This is a genomic window from Mucilaginibacter phenanthrenivorans, assembly GCF_024721155.1.
In the GTDB taxonomy this organism is placed as follows: Bacteria; Bacteroidota; Bacteroidia; order Sphingobacteriales; family Sphingobacteriaceae; genus Mucilaginibacter; species Mucilaginibacter phenanthrenivorans.
On the sequence record NZ_JAHVAP010000020.1, the window covers coordinates 37,540 to 53,920 of the forward strand.

Annotated in this window: 14 protein-coding genes; 5 read left to right on the forward strand and 9 right to left on the reverse strand. The window is 43.6% G+C overall.

The window, feature by feature from the left end; translation table 11 throughout:
• Nucleotides 1-18 precede the first annotated feature (18 nt).
• Nucleotides 19-1,353, reverse strand: a complete 1,335-nt coding sequence (locus KXD93_RS29210; RefSeq protein ID WP_258141097.1) for a M16 family metallopeptidase — start codon at nucleotides 1,351-1,353, stop codon at nucleotides 19-21.
• Nucleotides 1,354-1,575: 222 nt separating this feature from the next.
• Between KXD93_RS29210 and KXD93_RS29215 the strand changes: the two genes are divergently transcribed.
• On the forward strand, nucleotides 1,576-2,481 hold the full coding sequence (locus KXD93_RS29215; RefSeq protein ID WP_258141098.1) for a hypothetical protein: 906 nt from the start codon (nucleotides 1,576-1,578) through the stop codon (nucleotides 2,479-2,481).
• 82 nt (nucleotides 2,482-2,563) lie between these two features.
• Here KXD93_RS29215 and KXD93_RS29220 read toward each other — a convergent pair whose 3' ends face one another.
• Complete coding sequence (locus tag KXD93_RS29220) at nucleotides 2,564-3,442, reverse strand: AraC family transcriptional regulator (RefSeq protein ID WP_258141099.1); 879 nt, start codon at nucleotides 3,440-3,442, stop codon at nucleotides 2,564-2,566.
• A gap of 132 nt (nucleotides 3,443-3,574) precedes the next feature.
• Here KXD93_RS29220 and KXD93_RS29225 point away from each other — a divergent pair, with 132 nt between their 5' ends.
• Nucleotides 3,575-4,105, forward strand: a complete 531-nt coding sequence (locus KXD93_RS29225; protein WP_258141100.1) for an O-acetyl-ADP-ribose deacetylase — start codon at nucleotides 3,575-3,577, stop codon at nucleotides 4,103-4,105.
• Between the two features lie 127 nt (nucleotides 4,106-4,232).
• Here KXD93_RS29225 and KXD93_RS29230 read toward each other — a convergent pair whose 3' ends face one another.
• The 7 genes from KXD93_RS29230 to KXD93_RS29260 form a co-directional block, all read right to left on the reverse strand.
• A complete protein-coding gene (locus tag KXD93_RS29230) occupies nucleotides 4,233-5,477 on the reverse strand; it encodes an NAD(P)/FAD-dependent oxidoreductase (RefSeq protein WP_258141101.1) in 1,245 nt (414 codons plus the stop codon).
• Nucleotides 5,478-5,651: 174 nt separating this feature from the next.
• Nucleotides 5,652-5,957, reverse strand: coding sequence for a GIY-YIG nuclease family protein (locus tag KXD93_RS29235; protein ID WP_258141102.1), 306 nt, complete (start codon nucleotides 5,955-5,957; stop codon nucleotides 5,652-5,654).
• A 160-nt stretch (nucleotides 5,958-6,117) separates the two neighbouring features.
• Nucleotides 6,118-7,119, reverse strand: coding sequence for a 4-hydroxyproline epimerase (locus KXD93_RS29240; RefSeq protein WP_258141103.1), 1,002 nt, complete (start codon nucleotides 7,117-7,119; stop codon nucleotides 6,118-6,120).
• Between the two features lie 117 nt (nucleotides 7,120-7,236).
• Nucleotides 7,237-8,811, reverse strand: coding sequence for an aldehyde dehydrogenase (NADP(+)) (locus tag KXD93_RS29245; RefSeq protein WP_258141104.1), 1,575 nt, complete (start codon nucleotides 8,809-8,811; stop codon nucleotides 7,237-7,239).
• Nucleotides 8,812-8,919: 108 nt separating this feature from the next.
• The gene (locus KXD93_RS29250; protein ID WP_258141105.1) at nucleotides 8,920-9,837 is read right to left on the reverse strand and encodes a dihydrodipicolinate synthase family protein; all 918 of its coding nucleotides are present in this window, start codon (nucleotides 9,835-9,837) and stop codon (nucleotides 8,920-8,922) included.
• Between the two features lie 115 nt (nucleotides 9,838-9,952).
• Nucleotides 9,953-12,175 carry a putative Ig domain-containing protein gene (locus tag KXD93_RS29255; protein WP_258141106.1) on the reverse strand — a complete coding sequence of 741 codons (2,223 nt, stop codon included), beginning with the start codon at nucleotides 12,173-12,175 and terminating at the stop codon, nucleotides 9,953-9,955.
• Between the two features lie 91 nt (nucleotides 12,176-12,266).
• Nucleotides 12,267-14,261, reverse strand: a complete 1,995-nt coding sequence (locus tag KXD93_RS29260; protein ID WP_258141107.1) for a glycoside hydrolase family 127 protein — start codon at nucleotides 14,259-14,261, stop codon at nucleotides 12,267-12,269.
• A 387-nt stretch (nucleotides 14,262-14,648) separates the two neighbouring features.
• Here KXD93_RS29260 and KXD93_RS29265 point away from each other — a divergent pair, with 387 nt between their 5' ends.
• From KXD93_RS29265 to KXD93_RS29275, 3 genes are all read left to right on the forward strand, one after another.
• On the forward strand, nucleotides 14,649-15,008 hold the full coding sequence (locus KXD93_RS29265) for a hypothetical protein (RefSeq protein ID WP_258141108.1): 360 nt from the start codon (nucleotides 14,649-14,651) through the stop codon (nucleotides 15,006-15,008).
• Nucleotides 15,009-15,254: 246 nt separating this feature from the next.
• Nucleotides 15,255-15,608 (forward strand): hypothetical protein, encoded by a 354-nt coding sequence (locus KXD93_RS29270; protein ID WP_258141109.1) that lies wholly within the window; start codon nucleotides 15,255-15,257, stop codon nucleotides 15,606-15,608.
• A gap of 125 nt (nucleotides 15,609-15,733) precedes the next feature.
• A complete protein-coding gene (locus KXD93_RS29275) occupies nucleotides 15,734-16,099 on the forward strand; it encodes a hypothetical protein (RefSeq protein ID WP_258141110.1) in 366 nt (121 codons plus the stop codon).
• Nucleotides 16,100-16,381 lie beyond the last annotated feature (282 nt).

Sequence of the window (16,381 nt, forward strand, 5' to 3'; positions counted from 1 at the left end):
TTTTCGTGATGTAATTAATTATTGAGCTTTGCCTTTTTCGGGCAGATAATACAATACAAGGCGTTGGTTTGCATTAAGGTATTTCTTAGCTGCATCCCTTATTTCTTCTCTTGTTATCGATTTTATTTCTGTCAGTTCCTTGTTAATATGGCCTGTATCTTTGTGATAAAAGGTATAGCCATTGCTCAGGCTCTCGGCAACGCCCTGCATACGGGTGTTGGCGCTCACAAAATTATTTTCAAACTGGTTTTGCAGCTTCTGGTAATCTTCAGGGCTGATCAGGTCGGTTTGCAGTTTGGTGATCTCTTCATCCATATCGCTTAATAGTGCTGATGGAGCCGCGCCGTTGTTAGGTAATGCACCAATAATATACATGCCATAATCTTCAAGCGCATAGTTAATGGCTAAAACCTGCAACGCGTCTTTTTTCTCATCAACCATTTTCTTGTTCATTCTTGCACTGCTGCCACCGGTTAATATGCTCGAGATCATCTGCATGATCTTTGAGTCGCGGCTATCTCTTCCCGGTACACGGTATGCGGATACTATCAATGGGATCTGGATATTGGCATCGTAGGTTGTATCAACAATTTGTTTGGTTATCGGCGCTTCTTCAATCTTCTTGTAAACAACATCGGCCCCGCGCGGGATATCTCCAAAATAGGCCTTTACCAATTCCTTCGTTTTATCGATATTGATATCGCCCGCAATGGTCAATACTGCGTTATTAGGCCCATAATATTGCTTAAAAAAAGCTTTAAACTCATCAAGTTTTGCTGCATCAATGTCATTCATTTGCCCTATGATGCCATTATGGTAAGGGTGGTTAGGAAACAAGTCCTTTGCTATGGCATCGCTAAAGTTGCCATAGGGGCGGTTGTCGTGGCTTTGGCGTTTTTCTTCCTTTACCACTTCCTTCTGTCTTGTTACGCCTATCTCATTAATAACCGGGTGCATCATGCGTTCGCTTTCCAGCCACATCCCTGTTTCCAGTTGGTTTGAGGGGAATACCTCGAAATAAAAAGTCCTGTCCTGTGTGGTGTTGGCATTATTCTGACCGCCGTTAGCCGATACGATCTTCATAAATTCACCGCGTTTGATGTTATCACTGCCTTCAAATAGCAAGTGCTCAAAGAAGTGAGCGAAACCGGTGCGGCCCGCAACTTCATTTTTCGATCCTACATGGTACATGACAGTAATGGCCACTACGGGCGCCTTGCTATCCTGGTGCAGAACTACGTGCAAGCCATTTGGCAGGTCGTATTCTGTAAATTCTACCTTTTGCGCTTTAGCCTGTAGGCCCAACAGGGATACCGCCGCGAGTGCACAAAAAACTTTTTTCTTTAGCTGCATATTGTGAATTTGATTTATGGCCTAATATATTAATTTGTTTTAAATACAGGGACTAAAAACTATCCTTTTAGTTAATTTAGAAAAAACATGTCGCCGTTCATAATAAAATCTGGCCGATTAGGTTTTATTCTATTGAGCTAAAGATCCTCTTAATAAACTCTTCATGTTAAATGCGTTTCTTTGCGCTGTAAAAGTTGAACTAATCAGAGAATAGAACACCGGATGCGGAGAGCTACAAAAATAAAGATCCTGCTGGCATTGGTAATAGCACTGTTTTTAGGGGCATATGGCAGGCACCGCCACCTTAGCCGCGAAACAGATATAACAGGAACCCTTGAAAACAAACAAATGGACGAAATTTCGGGTATCGCAGCTTCGGGAGTTGATTCGGATGTCTACTATGTGCACAATGATAGCGGTGATACCAGCAGATTTTTCGCCATAACACCCCAGGGGAAGCTTTTGTCCACTATCTATTTTAAAGGTGATTCAAAAGAAGTTCAGGGTGTACATGATTGTGAAGATATTGCTGTTGGGCCGGGTCCGGATAAAAAGAAAAGCTATATTTACCTGGGCGACATTGGTGACAATTCTTCTGATAGAATAAATGGAATAACCATTTATCGTGCGGAGGAAAATTCATCCTGGTTGACGCAGGCAGTATCAAAAACAAGGATGGCACCACTCCACTTGAAATACCCTGACGGACCGAGGGATGCAGAAACCTTGATGATAGACCCTATCGAAAAATTGATTTATATAGTGTCAAAACGGCGGGATTCGGTAACCGTTTATACAGCTCCGCTAAATTATAAGGCTAACGACTCTGTCATGTTAACCAAACGCTGTAAATTGTTTTTTGCCGGGATAAAGCCACTTAAATGGATAACCGCCGGAGATATTTCTAAGGATGGATCACAGATATTATTGAAAAACTATGAAAGCGTTTATTACTGGAAACGCAAAGGCAACGAGCCGGTTTGGAAAACCATGCAATCAAAACCCGGGGAACCATTTTATGTTTCAGAACGACAAGGGGAGGCAATAGGGTTTACTCCTAATGGGACCGGATATTATACCACGAGTGAGGGTATTTATTCGCCGATATATTATTATAAAACGCCATGATTTTCCGGTAGGGGCATATAGCATATGCCCTAATCCTGCGGCATTTACCATAGGGCGTATGCTATACGCCCCTACGATCAACTTATTCTATCGCGTTAGCATACCCGTTCACGTAATCACGTGGTGATACCCCGGTAATACTTTTGAATACATAGTTAAAATTGGTAATGCTGTTAAAGCCGCAACTGTAGGCTACGGTTGCAATGCTTTTTGCTGACCCGTTTACCAGCATTTTACAAGCTTCATTTACCCTTACTTTATTTATGAAATTTACCAGCGTGTGGCGGGTATGCTTTTTAAAGTACCTGCAAAATGCAGTAGGGGTTAGGTGGGCCTGCATGGCAACATCTTCCAGAGTCAACGCGCTGCTATAGTTTTGCATAATGTAGTCGTAAACGGCCGCTATCCTCATACCCTCAGGGTCAGTCATAGAAAATGCGTAGCTGCCTGATGATAAAGGTTGCAGGTCGCTGGTTTGTGTTAAAATATTCAGCAGTTCTATAAAGCCATAAAGCTGCTCGGCCCCATTAGCGTTTTGAATATCGGTAATGCGGTGAGCTATATCGGTGTACATACTATCCGGGATTTTAAATCCGCTTTGGTTTTGGGCGATGAAAGCCTTAATCGTCTTCATTTCGGGGAGATTAAATAAAGCGGATAATTTACCGGATGGATTAAAAAATATAGTGATAGTGTGCACTTCCTTATCACCATCTGCCTGAAAATAGGCCGGATCACTTTTAAATAAGTGCGGGAGATTTGCGCCAATCATATAGATTTCGCCCTCCCGGAAAACGTGCATGTTGTTACCGGCCAGCAAAGTGCCCTCTCCCTTTTTAATCCAGGTGATCTGGATCTCCGCATGGCGGTGCAGGTAGGTATAAAAGTGCGGCAATACCTCCTCCTGCACAATGATGGAATGATCATGCGGAACAGGGATGGTAAAGGGCAACACTTTCATGAGGTAAATTTAGTTAAATAAGTTGATTGTGTTGGAAGTCCGAAAGTCCGGAAAGTCGGTAAAGTCCGAAAGGGAAATTTTGATAGAATATTATGGAACATTTATTGATTACAGGTTATTAAATTGATGATCATGACTGGTTACAAAAATAAGATCGAGCTTGTTAAGGCCGACATCACCAAAATAAATGCTGACGCTATTGTTAACGCGGCTAATACTTCGCTTTTGGGCGGAGGTGGTGTCGATGGTGCCATCCATCGTGCCGGCGGACCAGCAATCTTGGAGGAATGCCGCAATATAGTAGCCAGGCAAGGCGGTTGTAAAACCGGCGAGGCTGTGATCACAACCGCAGGTAAGATGCCTGCCAAATATGTGATCCATACCGTTGGTCCGGTTTGGAACGATGGTAAATACCACGAAGAGCATAAGCTGGTAAATTGCTATAAAAATTCTCTGCAACTAGCTATTGATAACGCCTGCAAAACCATTGCGTTTCCCAATATCAGTACCGGCGTTTATAGGTTCCCGAAGGATAAGGCAGCGAAGATTGCTGTTGATACTGTAACTGAATTTCTCAAAAAGGCAGACCAAATTGAAAAGGTAACCTTCGTTTGTTTTGATGAGGAGAATTATGAGTTGTATAAAAATTTATTGAACCATTAATTCTCACCTGTCATTGCGAGCGATAGCGCGGCAACCGCGAACTGTGCATTTACGCTTTTCAGTTTTACACCTTACTATTTGCCCTGTATAGTTCGCGATTGCTTCGTACCTCGCAATGACAATGAGATTACTGGTAGCGGTTTGCATCAAACAATCCTGCCTCAATAAGCGGCTTCTCGCCATTAAACGCATCTGCTATCAGTTTACCGGTAGCCGGTGCCAATCCCAAACCTATCATTGCATGCCCGGTTGCAATCGCAAGGTTTTTATATTTACTTGATATCCCGATATAAGGCAACCCATCCGGCGAACATGGCCTGAAACCAAACCAAACATCCTTTTCGTTTGGCACAGGCAATTTGAACTCAGGAAAATATTTTGGTACGGATTCAACAATACCTCTTACCCGGTTCATGTTCACCTGTTTGTTGATCTTGCCGATCTCCATGGTGCCGCCAAAACGGATGCCGCCATTCATAGGTGTTATCGCAACCCTGGCCTCGCAGAGGATAGAGGGGATCGTCATTTTTTTAACCGGGTCATTCACCATAAAAGAGTAACCTTTACCCGGCATCAGCGGGATATTTAACCCGGCCAGCTTAGCGATTCCCGGCGACCATGAGCCACCTGCAATTACATAGTTATCAGCAGTAAATTCCTTATCCTTAGTACTTACCGACGTTATTTTATTGCCATCCTGGTTTTTTTTTGTCACCTCGGTATTCCTGTGAATACGGACGCCTTCAGCTTCTAAGTATTTTACCAACCCCTTCATTAACTTATTCGGCGACATGTGGGAGTCACAATGGTAATGTACCGCGCCTAAAATGTCAAGCTCAATGCCAGGCTGAAGTTTGTGGGTTTCTTCGGGAGTTAAATACTGCGCATCAAGGCCTAGATTTGTTGCCTTTTCAACCATGTGGATTTCTTCTTCCTCAACCTTTTGCGACTTAAAAAGCATCAGGATCCCCTTATCCTCCAAACCAAAATCAATTCCGGATTCCTTTTCAAATTCGTGGTATAGATTTCGGCTCAACAGCGAGATGTCACGCAGCCCGCCCGCAGAACGCTCCACATGTTTTTTGGTGGCGCTTTTCATGAATTTTAAGCCCCAGCCTATCAGATCTTTGTTGAACGAAGGCTTAACATAAAACGGGCTCTTGCTATCAAACATCCACCTTATGCCCTGCTCAATCATTCCCGGCGATGCCAGCGGAACAAAGTGGCTTGGTGTAACCATACCGGCATTGCCGTATGAACAGTTATCTGATAGGTCGCCCTGTTCTAAAATATCAACTTCCCATCCTGATTTGTGCAGGTAATAAGCCGAAAATAAACCTATTACACCACCCCCTATTATTATTGCCTTCATAACGCCCTTATTTCTAAATAAATAATCACTAATAAACTTTGTCATTGCGAGCGAGGAACGAGCGCGGCAACCTCGTCGCTGGATTAGCCGCTTAGCATGTTCTACACCTTTTTTGCCGCTCTGTATAGCTAAGAGTTTGCCGCGCTACGCTCGCAATGACAATATTTTTTTGATTCAATCATACCAGCCGTCACTTAAATCGACCCATGACGGATTTACTGATAAGATCAGATCTATTTTCTTTTGCCTCGATCCACCTTTTAATTGTTTTTCTCTTGCAATTGCATCCTGTATCCATTGATATTCTTCATAATAAACAAGCTTGTTAATCGCATACTTTGAAGTAAACCCATCATGAACTTTGTTTTTATGTTGCCAAACACGATTTTCCAGTTCACTTGTTACACCAACATAAAACGTTGTGTTTGACTTATTGGTGAGGATATAAACTGAATATTCGTGTCTTTTAGCAAATCGCATAAATACAAAATTTAACAAACCATGTCATTGCGAGCGAGGAACGAGCGCGGCAACCTCGTCGCGCAAAGAGCAGCTTAGCAAGTTCTACACGTTTCTGGCCGCTCTGTATGGCTACGAGTTTGCCACGCTGCGCTCGCAATGACATATTGGATAGTGGGGCTTATATCACCTGGAACCCAAATGCATACGGATCCTCATCATCTATTTTAATTGTATTGTACCCATACACCCTTGCCCAGCCTTCAATGCCCGGGATAATTGCCGGTTGATCGCCTATCATCACCTCATCCTCAACAGTTCCGATAAACTGGCTGCCGATGATGCTTTCGTGGATAAACTTGTCGCCCTTTTTCAATTTGCCCTTGGCGTGCCATTGCGCCATCCGCGCCGATGTACCTGTTCCGCATGGTGAACGGTCAATCGCCTTATCCCCATAAAAAACTGCGTTACGTGCTGTAGCTTCAGGAGAGATTGTCTTACCCGTCCAAAGAATATGTGAGCAGCCGTTAATGGTTGGGTTTTGCGGGTGAACGAATGTGTATTTCTCATTTATCCGTTTTCTTAAAACTCTGCTCCACGAAATCAGCTGATCGGCGGTAAAATCCTCAAGTCCTTTAAAGTTTGGTTGCGGATCAACTATGGCGTAATAATTTCCGCCGTAGCTTACATCAACGGTAAGCATACCCAGGTCAGGACATTCAACTTCCAGGTTTTCAGCAGCCAGGTAGGAGGCCACGTTGGTCAGCTTTACCGACTTGACTTTTGCGCCTTCCTGTTTGTATTCGATCAATACCAAACCGGCAGGGGCTTCCATCCTGATAACGCCCGGTGTTTTCGGTGTGATCAAACCTTCTTCAACAGCAATAGTGATCGTTCCGATCGTTCCGTGCCCGCACATGGGCAGGCAACCGCTGGTTTCAATAAACAGCACGGCTACATCATTCGCGGGGTCGTGAGGCGGATAAAGAATACTGCCCGACATCATATCATGCCCTCTTGGTTCGTACATCAAACCTTTGCGGATCCAATCATACTCCTTTAAAAAGTGCTGGCGTTTCTCGCTCATGTTGTTGCCTTCCAGGTTTGGTCCCCCGCCGGCCACAAGCCTAACCGGGTTACCACAAGTGTGGGCATCTATACAGAAAAATGTTTTAGTCGACATTGTTATTATTAATAGGGAACTCTTGTCATTGCGAGGAACGAAGCAATCGCAAACCTGTAGAGCCGCTCTGTATAGCATGCGGTTGCTTCGTTCCTCGCAATGACAAATTTTATTAAATTATTTCTTCCATTCATTATTAAACAATCGCCAGATGTTAAGTGGGTTGCCGGTTTTTAATTCGTCGGGCAATAATTCTTCATTCCAGTTTTGCCATGCCACCGGCCTAACAAACCGTTTGATTGACGATATGCCTACCGATGTAAACCTGCTATCAGAGGTTGAGGGAAATGGGCCGCCATGTTGGATGGCATTGCCTACTTCAACACCTGTTGGCGGACCGTTTAATATCACTCGGCCTGCTAAGTTTACCAGTTTATCAGTGATGCTTTTATAGTTTGCCAGCTCGTCGCTTTCGGTCATGATGGTGGCGGTTAGCTGCCCATGTAACGAATCAACAACCTGCTCCATCTGTGCGACATCATCGGCAACAACCAACATGGAGTATGGCCCGAAAACTTCTTCCTTAAATTTTTCGTCGGCTAAAAATGCTGCTGCAGTTATTTCAGTTACCACGGCAACGCCCTGATTGATTTTGCTGTTGTCGATCTTATCTGATTGTGCAATTATCGAAACCGAATCGTCAGCAATGATGCCGCCGGATAGTTTATTAAAGTTTGCGCAAATGCCCGGCGTAAGCATAGTAGCTGAATTTACATCTGCTATAGCAATTGCAAGTGCGTTTTTAAACCGATCTAAAGCATCTGATTTAATAGCAATTAATAAACCTGGCTGGGTGCAAAATTGCCCTGCGTTGGCAGTTATTGATGCTGATAATTTTGCCAGATCTTCAGCACGATTTTCCAGCGCCTTCGGTAAAAATATGATTGGGTTTGTGCTGCCCATTTCAGCAAATACCGGGATAGGTTCGTAACGTTCACGCGCCATTTTCACCAATGCCATTCCGCCTTTAAACGAGCCTGTAAAAGTTACTATTTTGGTTTTTGGGTGCTTTACCAATGCCTCGCCGATTGCGTAGCCGTCATCATATAAAATGGAAAATACACCCTCCGGCATCCCCGTTTTTTCAGCAGCCTTCTTAATGGCTTCTGCTACCAGGGCGCTTGTGCCGGGATGCGCCGGATGCGCCTTTACAATTACCGGGCAACCTGCAGCCAAAGCTGCGGCAGTATCCCCACCGGCAACAGAAAACGCCATCGGGAAATTGCTCGCACCAAACACAACGCATGGGCCCAGTGGCACCATCATCTTACGGATATCTATTCTCGGCAATGGCTGACGATCAGGGATAGCGGTATCAATTATAGCTTCTACCCATGAACCTTCATCCAGCAAATCGGCAAACATTTTTAACTGGTTGGTGGTGCGGCCGCGTTCCCCCTGTAAACGGGTATCGGGTAAACCGCTTTCCAGCATGGCGCGCTCAATTAACGGCGGACCGATAGCTATAATCTCTTCTGCTATGCTACGTAAAAAGGCAGCCTTCTTCTCTCCGCTGATGTTGCGGTAAGTAGCAAAGGCTTTGTCGGCCAGTTCCATTGCTGCATTAGCTTCTGAGATACTTGCTGCGTAAAACTCGCCGGGAAGATCTGTCCCCAGGGATGGATCAACTGCCTTGAATTTATTGCCAAGTTCGGGCTGGTAATTGTAGCCTATTAAATTTCTTGTTTCCATAGTATGTGAATTTTAAAAACATGCCGGATTTACGAAGTTTTTAAACTCCGCAAATCCTTCTGCTACAAAATTGGGGAAATGTTTTTAACTAACCCCGCTCTTCCTCACTTAAACACCCCAGCTACCAACAGGTAATTCAGGACGATTAGCAATGGCGTTATCAATGATCGATAAAATCCTTTTGCGTTCTTCGCCAACAAGCGGCAAACGCGGTGCCCGTACGTTTTCGGTACCAAGGCCGGTTTGTGTTTCAGCAAGCTTGATATATTGTACAAGCTTAGGGTGAATATCCAATTCCAGCACAGGTAAAAACCAACGGTATATTTTCAAAGCCTCCTGGTGACGGCCTTGCTTTGCTAAATTAAAAATAGCAACAGTTTCCCTGGGGAATGCATCAACTAAACCGGCAACCCAACCATCAGCTCCCATAAAAAGGCTCTCAAGGGCCAGCGTGTCAACACCTGTCATAAGTTTAAACCTGTCGCCAAAACGGTTGATCATCCGGGTAACGTTGCTCACGTCGCGGGTTGATTCTTTTACCGCCTGGATGTTTTCGTATTTTGACAATTCTTCAAACATATCCAGCGTAACTTCAATTTTATAATCGTAAGGATTATTGTAGATCATAATTGGCAGCGGTGTGCTTTTGGCAACAGTTGCAAAGTACTCCAGTGTTTCCTGCTTATCAGCAAGGTAACGCAGCGGGGGCAGCATCATCAAACCATCCGCACCGTATTTCAACGCATTTTCGGCACATAATAGTGCGGCCTTAGTGGTTTGCTCAGCGATATTTAATATTACATAAGCGCGCTTGTTTACCGTTTTAACAGTTTGTTTCAGCAACTCGATTTTTTCTACATCGCTCAATACACTAGCTTCGCCTAACGAACCACCGATGATGATACCTTTTGCACCTGCTTCTAATTGTGCTTCGATGTTTTTATCGAATGCCTCAAAATCCATTTCATCATTGTCATTGAATTTTGTAGTTACTGCCGGGAATACCCCTTTCCAAATTATGCTCATGTTATGCCTCTCTAAATCTCTCCTAAAGGAGAGACTTTCTATTTTATTGTTTTTTACTTTGTTATTTACACTTTTTTAAGCCCTCTCCCTTTAGGGGAGGGTTTGGGTGGGGCTTTTACTTACTCAGCTTCATCAGCATCACTCCATGCGGAGCAACCTTAACCGAATAAGTGTTACCGCTGGTTATAATATATTTTTGCTGCCATACGTCACGGATCTTTGTCAACCCCTTTAAATCGTTTTCATCACGGTTTAACGTAATGGTTTGATATTTATCTGATGTATTGAATAATCCTACAGCCTTGCCGCCATCTGCCAGGTCCTTTATCCATACCTGGTAATCCGCTTCTTTAATCGCCTGGTGTGCTTCTTTACCTAATGCATCCTGGTCAATGGCCAGTACTTCGTCATTTGTTAACAGGCCAAGTGTAAACTTGTCCAATTTGCCCATATCGCAGCCTATTAATAATGGCGATGATAAAAGGCTCCACAAGCTGATATGTGTATATTGTTCATCAGGGGTTAAGCGTGAGTTATGTTGATTATCGCCCCAGCCTACTTTTCCTACTACCAGCATGTCCGGGTCATTAAAGTGTCCTGGCTGTGCGTAAGGACCGTCAGCTATTTGGTGAAATCCAATGGTCGACATGCTTTTCCAGGTGTCTTCAATATCGCCGGTACTTCTCCAGCTGTTGCCGCCAACTTCGGCGCCCCATTTCCAAACATCGCCCATACCATATTGGCAAAAGCTGAACATGATATCACGCGGAATTTTATCAAGCGATGCCCGCATCACCTGGTAAGGTTTTTTCATATCATCAAGCGTTGGGTTTTTAGCCGTTACCTCGCTGTATGAACACCAGTCGTATTTTAAATAATCAATACCCCAGTCGCCGTAGGTTTTAGCGTCCTGGTCCTCATGCTGCCAGCTGCCCAAATAGCCGCCGCATGTACGCGGGCCGGGCGAAGAGTAGATCCCCATTTTTAAACCTAAGCTGTGTACATAATCAGTAGTCGCCTTCATATCCGGGAACTTCTGGTTGGTTACAATCTCGCCGCTTGCTGCACGTTGTTCAGCTTCCCATCCATCGTCTATATTCACATAGTTCCAGCCATGGGCGCTCAATTTTTCTATCATCGTCCTGGCAGCAGTACGAACGCGCTCATCGTTAACCGATAAACCGAACGCATTCCAGCTGTTCCAGCCGAGGGCAGGTGTAAGGCCAATTATATCGCCAATTTTTATGGTGAATTTTTTTGTATTGCTTCCAAGGTTGTTCTTCACGGTAAGCGTAACGGGGTAATCACCTTTTTTAGTTACCACGCCTGTTATTATACCGGTATTAGCATCCAGCTTTAGTCCATCAGGCAAACCCTGCGCAGCATAAATCAGTGGTTTTTTACCACTTGCCGGGATTAAGTATAAAAACGGATTGCCTGGCCTTGCTCCGTAAACGTCTGCGCCGTTGATCTTCGGCTTCGAGCTGGGATAGGGGGTAAGCACATAAGGCGTACCATCAGTTTTTGTGATCGATTTACCTGATTTTTCTTCCGTAAAAGTATAGCTCACTACGTAGGATTTCTTTTCCAGTCGTGCTATGCTAAAAGAGTAAGTAAAAGGTTTACCTGCTGTAAAGTCGGCATCGTTTGTTTTTTCGTAAAGTACGGTTCCGTTTTCAGGATCTGTAACTTTAAATGCCAGCTTTCCTTTATATGCATAATTGCTGGTAGTTACCAATTTGATCGATTTATTTAAGCTGTTGTTATCACCATAACTAAACTCAGCATCGGTGTTTATACTTACAGGGTCCATCAGGTCGGCCATGCTCAGGGTAAATTTATCGCCATATAAACCACCTGCGCCGCCGGTGTCAAAAATGCGGATAGCCAGCACGTTTTGCTTGTCCCATAAAATTGCCGGGTTATTGGCCGCTATCGTGTAGCTGCGTGGCCCGTAGTTGCCGTTTTTTATATCACCCTTCTGACCGCCATATTTAGCTATCAGCTGGCCATTTAAATAAACTTCGTCGTTATCATCAACGTTATTAAGCGTAATCCGAAGGCTATCTTTTAAATACGATTTTTCCTTCAATGAAGATGGGATCACCAAGTGCGAACGGTACCAGCCAAAGCCATCAGTATTAGGATACCCTTGCGATTCCCAATCATAAGCCAGGTTAATGGGTTTCCAGTTAGCATCGTTATAAGTTGGCGATGCCCATTGGGTGGAATCACCGATGGCAAACTTCCATCCCTTGTCGATAGAAATTTCCTGTGCTGCAGCCTTAAGTGTAAAAGCCGCAGCCAGGCAGGTCAGTAAAAAAATCTTTGTCTTCATTGATAATATTGATTTGATTGTTGGTTAACCGTAAAGGACGGCATTGGTTATACTGTCAAAACTACGGTTTATAAGTTTATTTCGTTATCAATTAAATATATTTTACTTGTTCAGGAAACCATACCGTCATCTCTCCTTTACCCCGGTTAGCCCATGAGTAATAGGGGATTGCGGTCATTGTTTTATTTGTTGTACTGATGGTTTGCGCTGATTCGTTAACATCAACGCTTTTTACATCACCCTTTAAAACCGTAACGCCATTTAGCAGGTCAGGTTGGTAGGTGGCAGTAAACACGGTGTTTTTTGGCACGATGATATTGCTGGCTTTGCCGTCATTATCCTTCCATTCTGCACAATACATTAATGGTCCGCGTTGCAGGGAAATCTTTCCGCTATCATCAGTAAGGCTGGCGTTGGCAACTACGCGCTGCACATCCATCGGCAGAGTAAGCTCAACCTTATCGTTCTTTTTCCATTTTTTGCTGATTACGGCGTAGCCATTCTTCAATTGGTAATCAACAGCTTTGCCGTTAACTTTTATTTCTATTTTTTGTGCCGATGACTGCTCATAGCTGTAAAGCGTTGACGGGATAGCCTGGTTCTGTGTCCATCCCGGGATGCGGATCTTCAGGTTCATTTCCATAGCAGCAGCCGGGTCAATGGTAAATGCGAGGCCGCCATCCCATGGGTAATTATTTTGCTGGGTTATCTTTAAAATTTTATTGTTCACCTTCAAATTAGCAGTGCCGCTGATGAAAAGGTTTATATAAACATCATTACCATTTTGGGCATACATATAGCCTGGAATTGACGGCAGGAACCGCGCCACATTGGTGGGGCAGCATGAACATACGAACCAACCGGAACGTGAGCGCTCTAAATCAGGATAGTTAAAACTGTCGCTTACCTGCATGGCATTGGTATAGAAAAATGTGTTGCCATCCAGGCCAACGCCCGAGATCAACCCGTTGTACAGGGTTTTCTCCATTACGTCAATATATTTTGAATCTCCGTGCAACAGGAACATGCGCTGGTTCCAGAAAACGCTGCCGATAGCCGCGCAGGTTTCATTGTAAGCCGTCGCATTTGGTAATTCGTAATTATCGCCAAACCGCTCACCATCGCCAACGGCGCCAATGCTCCCCTGCACATACATTTTTTTAGTGACCATGTTGTTCCAGATCTTGTCGATGGCTTTTACGTAAGCAGTATCGCCGGTTAGGGCAGCAACATCGGTCATGCCTGAATATAGGTACATTGCCCTTACCGCATGACCTTCAGCTTCATCCTGGTCTACAACCGGCTCATTATCCTGGAAATAAACGCCGTTCTCGTATGGGTTTTTGCTGCGCTTATCGTATTGTTTTATGCCGCGTTGGTCTATAAAGAATTTTGCGAGGGTTAAATAGTCGGTTTTCCCGGTGATGCGGTAAAGCCTTACCAAACCCATTTCAACAATTTCGTGGCCGGGGGCAACATGTTTCTTGTCCGGTCCGAATGTGCGTACCAGCAGGTCCGCATTTTTTAGCGCAATGTTTAAGAAATTGCGCTTGCCGGTTGCCATATAATGCGCTGCCGCAGCCTCGAACATGTGGCCGCAATTATATAATTCATGGCTCATCTTCCCCTCGTTTACCCAGCGCTCAGGTCCTGCTGCCGAAATGGGGTGTGCCGGGTTTATGCTTCGTGCAGTATATAAGTAGCCATCTGGCTCCTGCGCGCGACCAACAATAGCGATCAGCGAATCTATATAAGCAGATAGCTTTGGGTCGGGGTGTACTGCGAGTGAATAAGAGGCACCTTCAATAGTTTTATAAATATCGGTATCATCAAAAGGATATACGGTGCAAAATTTGCCTTTGTGTTCAGCAGCCATTATGAAGTTCTTGATGCGTCCGGTACTGTCACAACGTTTAAAGGATGCCGGGATAGTAACGGTGCGATTTGTCTCAATGCGCGACGTCCAGAAGTGGTCAGTAAGCTTTACACTGGTAAAAGGTACCGGCTGGATAGGATAGTCCTGCTTCTGCGCGTCGGCAGCAAGCCAGCAGCAGGTTATAACCATTAAACTTAACTTCTTTAGCATATCCCGTTGGGTTAGTTGATTAAGTTGATTGGGTGAGTGGCTGATTGGGTTAGCTTCAGTCCGATCATTTACCTACCTACAATTAACTAATATCAAAAGTACGCACTGTAGAGATGTATAAATGGGGATTTTTTACCAGATTATAACAGTATTTTATCTTATTAATGTTGTTTGGTAATTTTTTAGGGGTAGGATAGTGGAAGAATAACTTTTAAAGCAACGTGTTTGTTGAAGAAAGTTACTAAGTTCCTAACCCAATATTAATACATACACAATCTTATATTAACAGTCGTAGGCAAACTTAACACTTAGTTTATGATAAGCTTTAATACCGGTTCTACCTTTATTCCAGAAAACAAACACTAAAATCAAACAAAAAATTAATCTATGAAAACCCCAAAGATCATTTTTACTGCTTTGTTAATGTGCTGCTTTTTTACAGGATTTGCCACCATTGAAAGCCTGACCGGCAAATGGACCGGTCTCCTAAAAACCGACCAGGGCGATGAGTACCCTTTGCTTTACAACTTTAAAATTGAGGGCAATGAACTTACCGGAACTGCCAAAACACCAACCGGCGATATGCCGATTAACGACGGCAAAATAACCGGGAATACTTTTACATTTAATGTAATTGTAAACAAAATGGAAATTGACCACACCGGCAGATTTTATGGCGATTCGGTAGGGGTGGATATCAGCTTAGGCGACATAAAATCGCATGCTACGCTGGTAAGAAAACCGTAGTACGGTCTTTTTAAGGCAAACTTGAAGCAAGCCCCCATGAGAAAACCTGGTAACCATACCGGGGCTGATTTTCCATCCCCCTAACTATAATGAGGAGTAACAAATGTTTGCCTAATCCTATGTTTTGAAATAGAAAAACTTTATTTTTAGAGAGGATAGTTCCGGTTGATGTTTCTGGATTATTAATTATATTTTAGTGTAACAGTTCTATCAAATAAAGCATCTTATAAAAAAACTAAACTTGTTATGAAAAAGATTTTTACAACTACAGCATTATTATGCTGCTTTATGGTTTGCTTCGCGATAGTAGCAGACATTACCGGTAAATGGAGCGGCACCATTGTTACTCCTGATGGACAGGATATCCCGGTATCTTATAATTTTAAGGTTGATGGAGAAAAGTTAACCGGCACCGCAGATTCTCCGCAAGGACAAGTAACAGTTGACGATGGTAAAATTAAGGGCGATACCTTCTCATTCAAAGTTTCAGTATCAGGAAATGATTACCCGCACACCGGTAAAATTTATGCGGATTCATTAGCAATGGATTTGGATTTTGGCGGTCAGAAGGTACATTTTATTGTTAAGAAGGATAAATAGTATTTAGCTATTAAAGACATATCAGTTTCCAACCCTGCCATTGCATATGGCGGGGTTTTTATTTATATTTAAAACCTATTGTGATACAGCGCAGTAGCCAACTCAAAAACTAAAATCAAGGGACAATGAAAAAAAAGATTTTTACAAGTACGGCATTACTTTGTTGCTTTATGGTTTGCTTCGCCTTAGTTGCAGACCTTAACGGTAAATGGACCGGAACACTACACGCACCCGATGGTAACGACTATCCGTTAAACTACACCTTTAAGGTTGATGGCGATAAGCTTACCGGCACAGGTGAATCACCGCAGGGCTCAACGCCGATCACGGATGGCAAGGTTAGCGGCACAGATTATTCATTTACAATTGACGTGGGCGGAGTTGCCGTTAAAAACAGCGGTAAACTATATCCCGAAGCTGATTCCCTGGGTATGGATATAGACTATAATGGTTATAAAATGCATGCTACACTTAAGCGTAGCGATAAATAATTAAATAGCCTGTATTTCAAAAAGAGGAACCCACTGCAAACAGTGGGTTCCTCTTTTTGCATGGATTTGCGTGATGACAATCTGGATGAAAAATTAAAAGAGGTGCCGCGGAAATAAGGAGCGATATTCGAAGCCTTAAACGAGCGGCACCAGCGGTGTCCAATATTGGTAGAAAACACACCGCAAAAAGCTTCGCGTGCCGTAGGTCAATGTCATTAAGTTAAGGGCCTAATACGCTGGTTTAAAGTTAGAAAAGGTTCGATATTTGCTTTTAGATTGTTT

Excerpts from the sequence above, each read along its gene's own strand:
- KXD93_RS29230 (WP_258141101.1), bottom strand. The coding sequence starts at position 5,477 with ATGAAGGCAATAATAATAGGGGGTGGTGTAATAGGTTTATTTTCGGCT.
- KXD93_RS29225 (WP_258141100.1), top strand. The coding sequence starts at position 3,575 with ATGACTGGTTACAAAAATAAGATCGAGCTTGTTAAGGCCGACATCACC.
- KXD93_RS29235 (WP_258141102.1), bottom strand. The coding sequence starts at position 5,957 with ATGCGATTTGCTAAAAGACACGAATATTCAGTTTATATCCTCACCAAT.
- KXD93_RS29245 (WP_258141104.1), bottom strand. The coding sequence starts at position 8,811 with ATGGAAACAAGAAATTTAATAGGCTACAATTACCAGCCCGAACTTGGC.
- KXD93_RS29260 (WP_258141107.1), bottom strand. The coding sequence starts at position 14,261 with ATGCTAAAGAAGTTAAGTTTAATGGTTATAACCTGCTGCTGGCTTGCT.
- KXD93_RS29250 (WP_258141105.1), bottom strand. The coding sequence starts at position 9,837 with ATGAGCATAATTTGGAAAGGGGTATTCCCGGCAGTAACTACAAAATTC.
- KXD93_RS29255 (WP_258141106.1), bottom strand. The coding sequence starts at position 12,175 with ATGAAGACAAAGATTTTTTTACTGACCTGCCTGGCTGCGGCTTTTACA.
- KXD93_RS29265 (WP_258141108.1), top strand. The coding sequence starts at position 14,649 with ATGAAAACCCCAAAGATCATTTTTACTGCTTTGTTAATGTGCTGCTTT.
- KXD93_RS29240 (WP_258141103.1), bottom strand. The coding sequence starts at position 7,119 with ATGTCGACTAAAACATTTTTCTGTATAGATGCCCACACTTGTGGTAAC.
- KXD93_RS29275 (WP_258141110.1), top strand. The coding sequence starts at position 15,734 with ATGAAAAAAAAGATTTTTACAAGTACGGCATTACTTTGTTGCTTTATG.
- KXD93_RS29220 (WP_258141099.1), bottom strand. The coding sequence starts at position 3,442 with ATGAAAGTGTTGCCCTTTACCATCCCTGTTCCGCATGATCATTCCATC.
- KXD93_RS29215 (WP_258141098.1), top strand. The coding sequence starts at position 1,576 with ATGCGGAGAGCTACAAAAATAAAGATCCTGCTGGCATTGGTAATAGCA.
- KXD93_RS29210 (WP_258141097.1), bottom strand. The coding sequence starts at position 1,353 with ATGCAGCTAAAGAAAAAAGTTTTTTGTGCACTCGCGGCGGTATCCCTG.
- KXD93_RS29270 (WP_258141109.1), top strand. The coding sequence starts at position 15,255 with ATGAAAAAGATTTTTACAACTACAGCATTATTATGCTGCTTTATGGTT.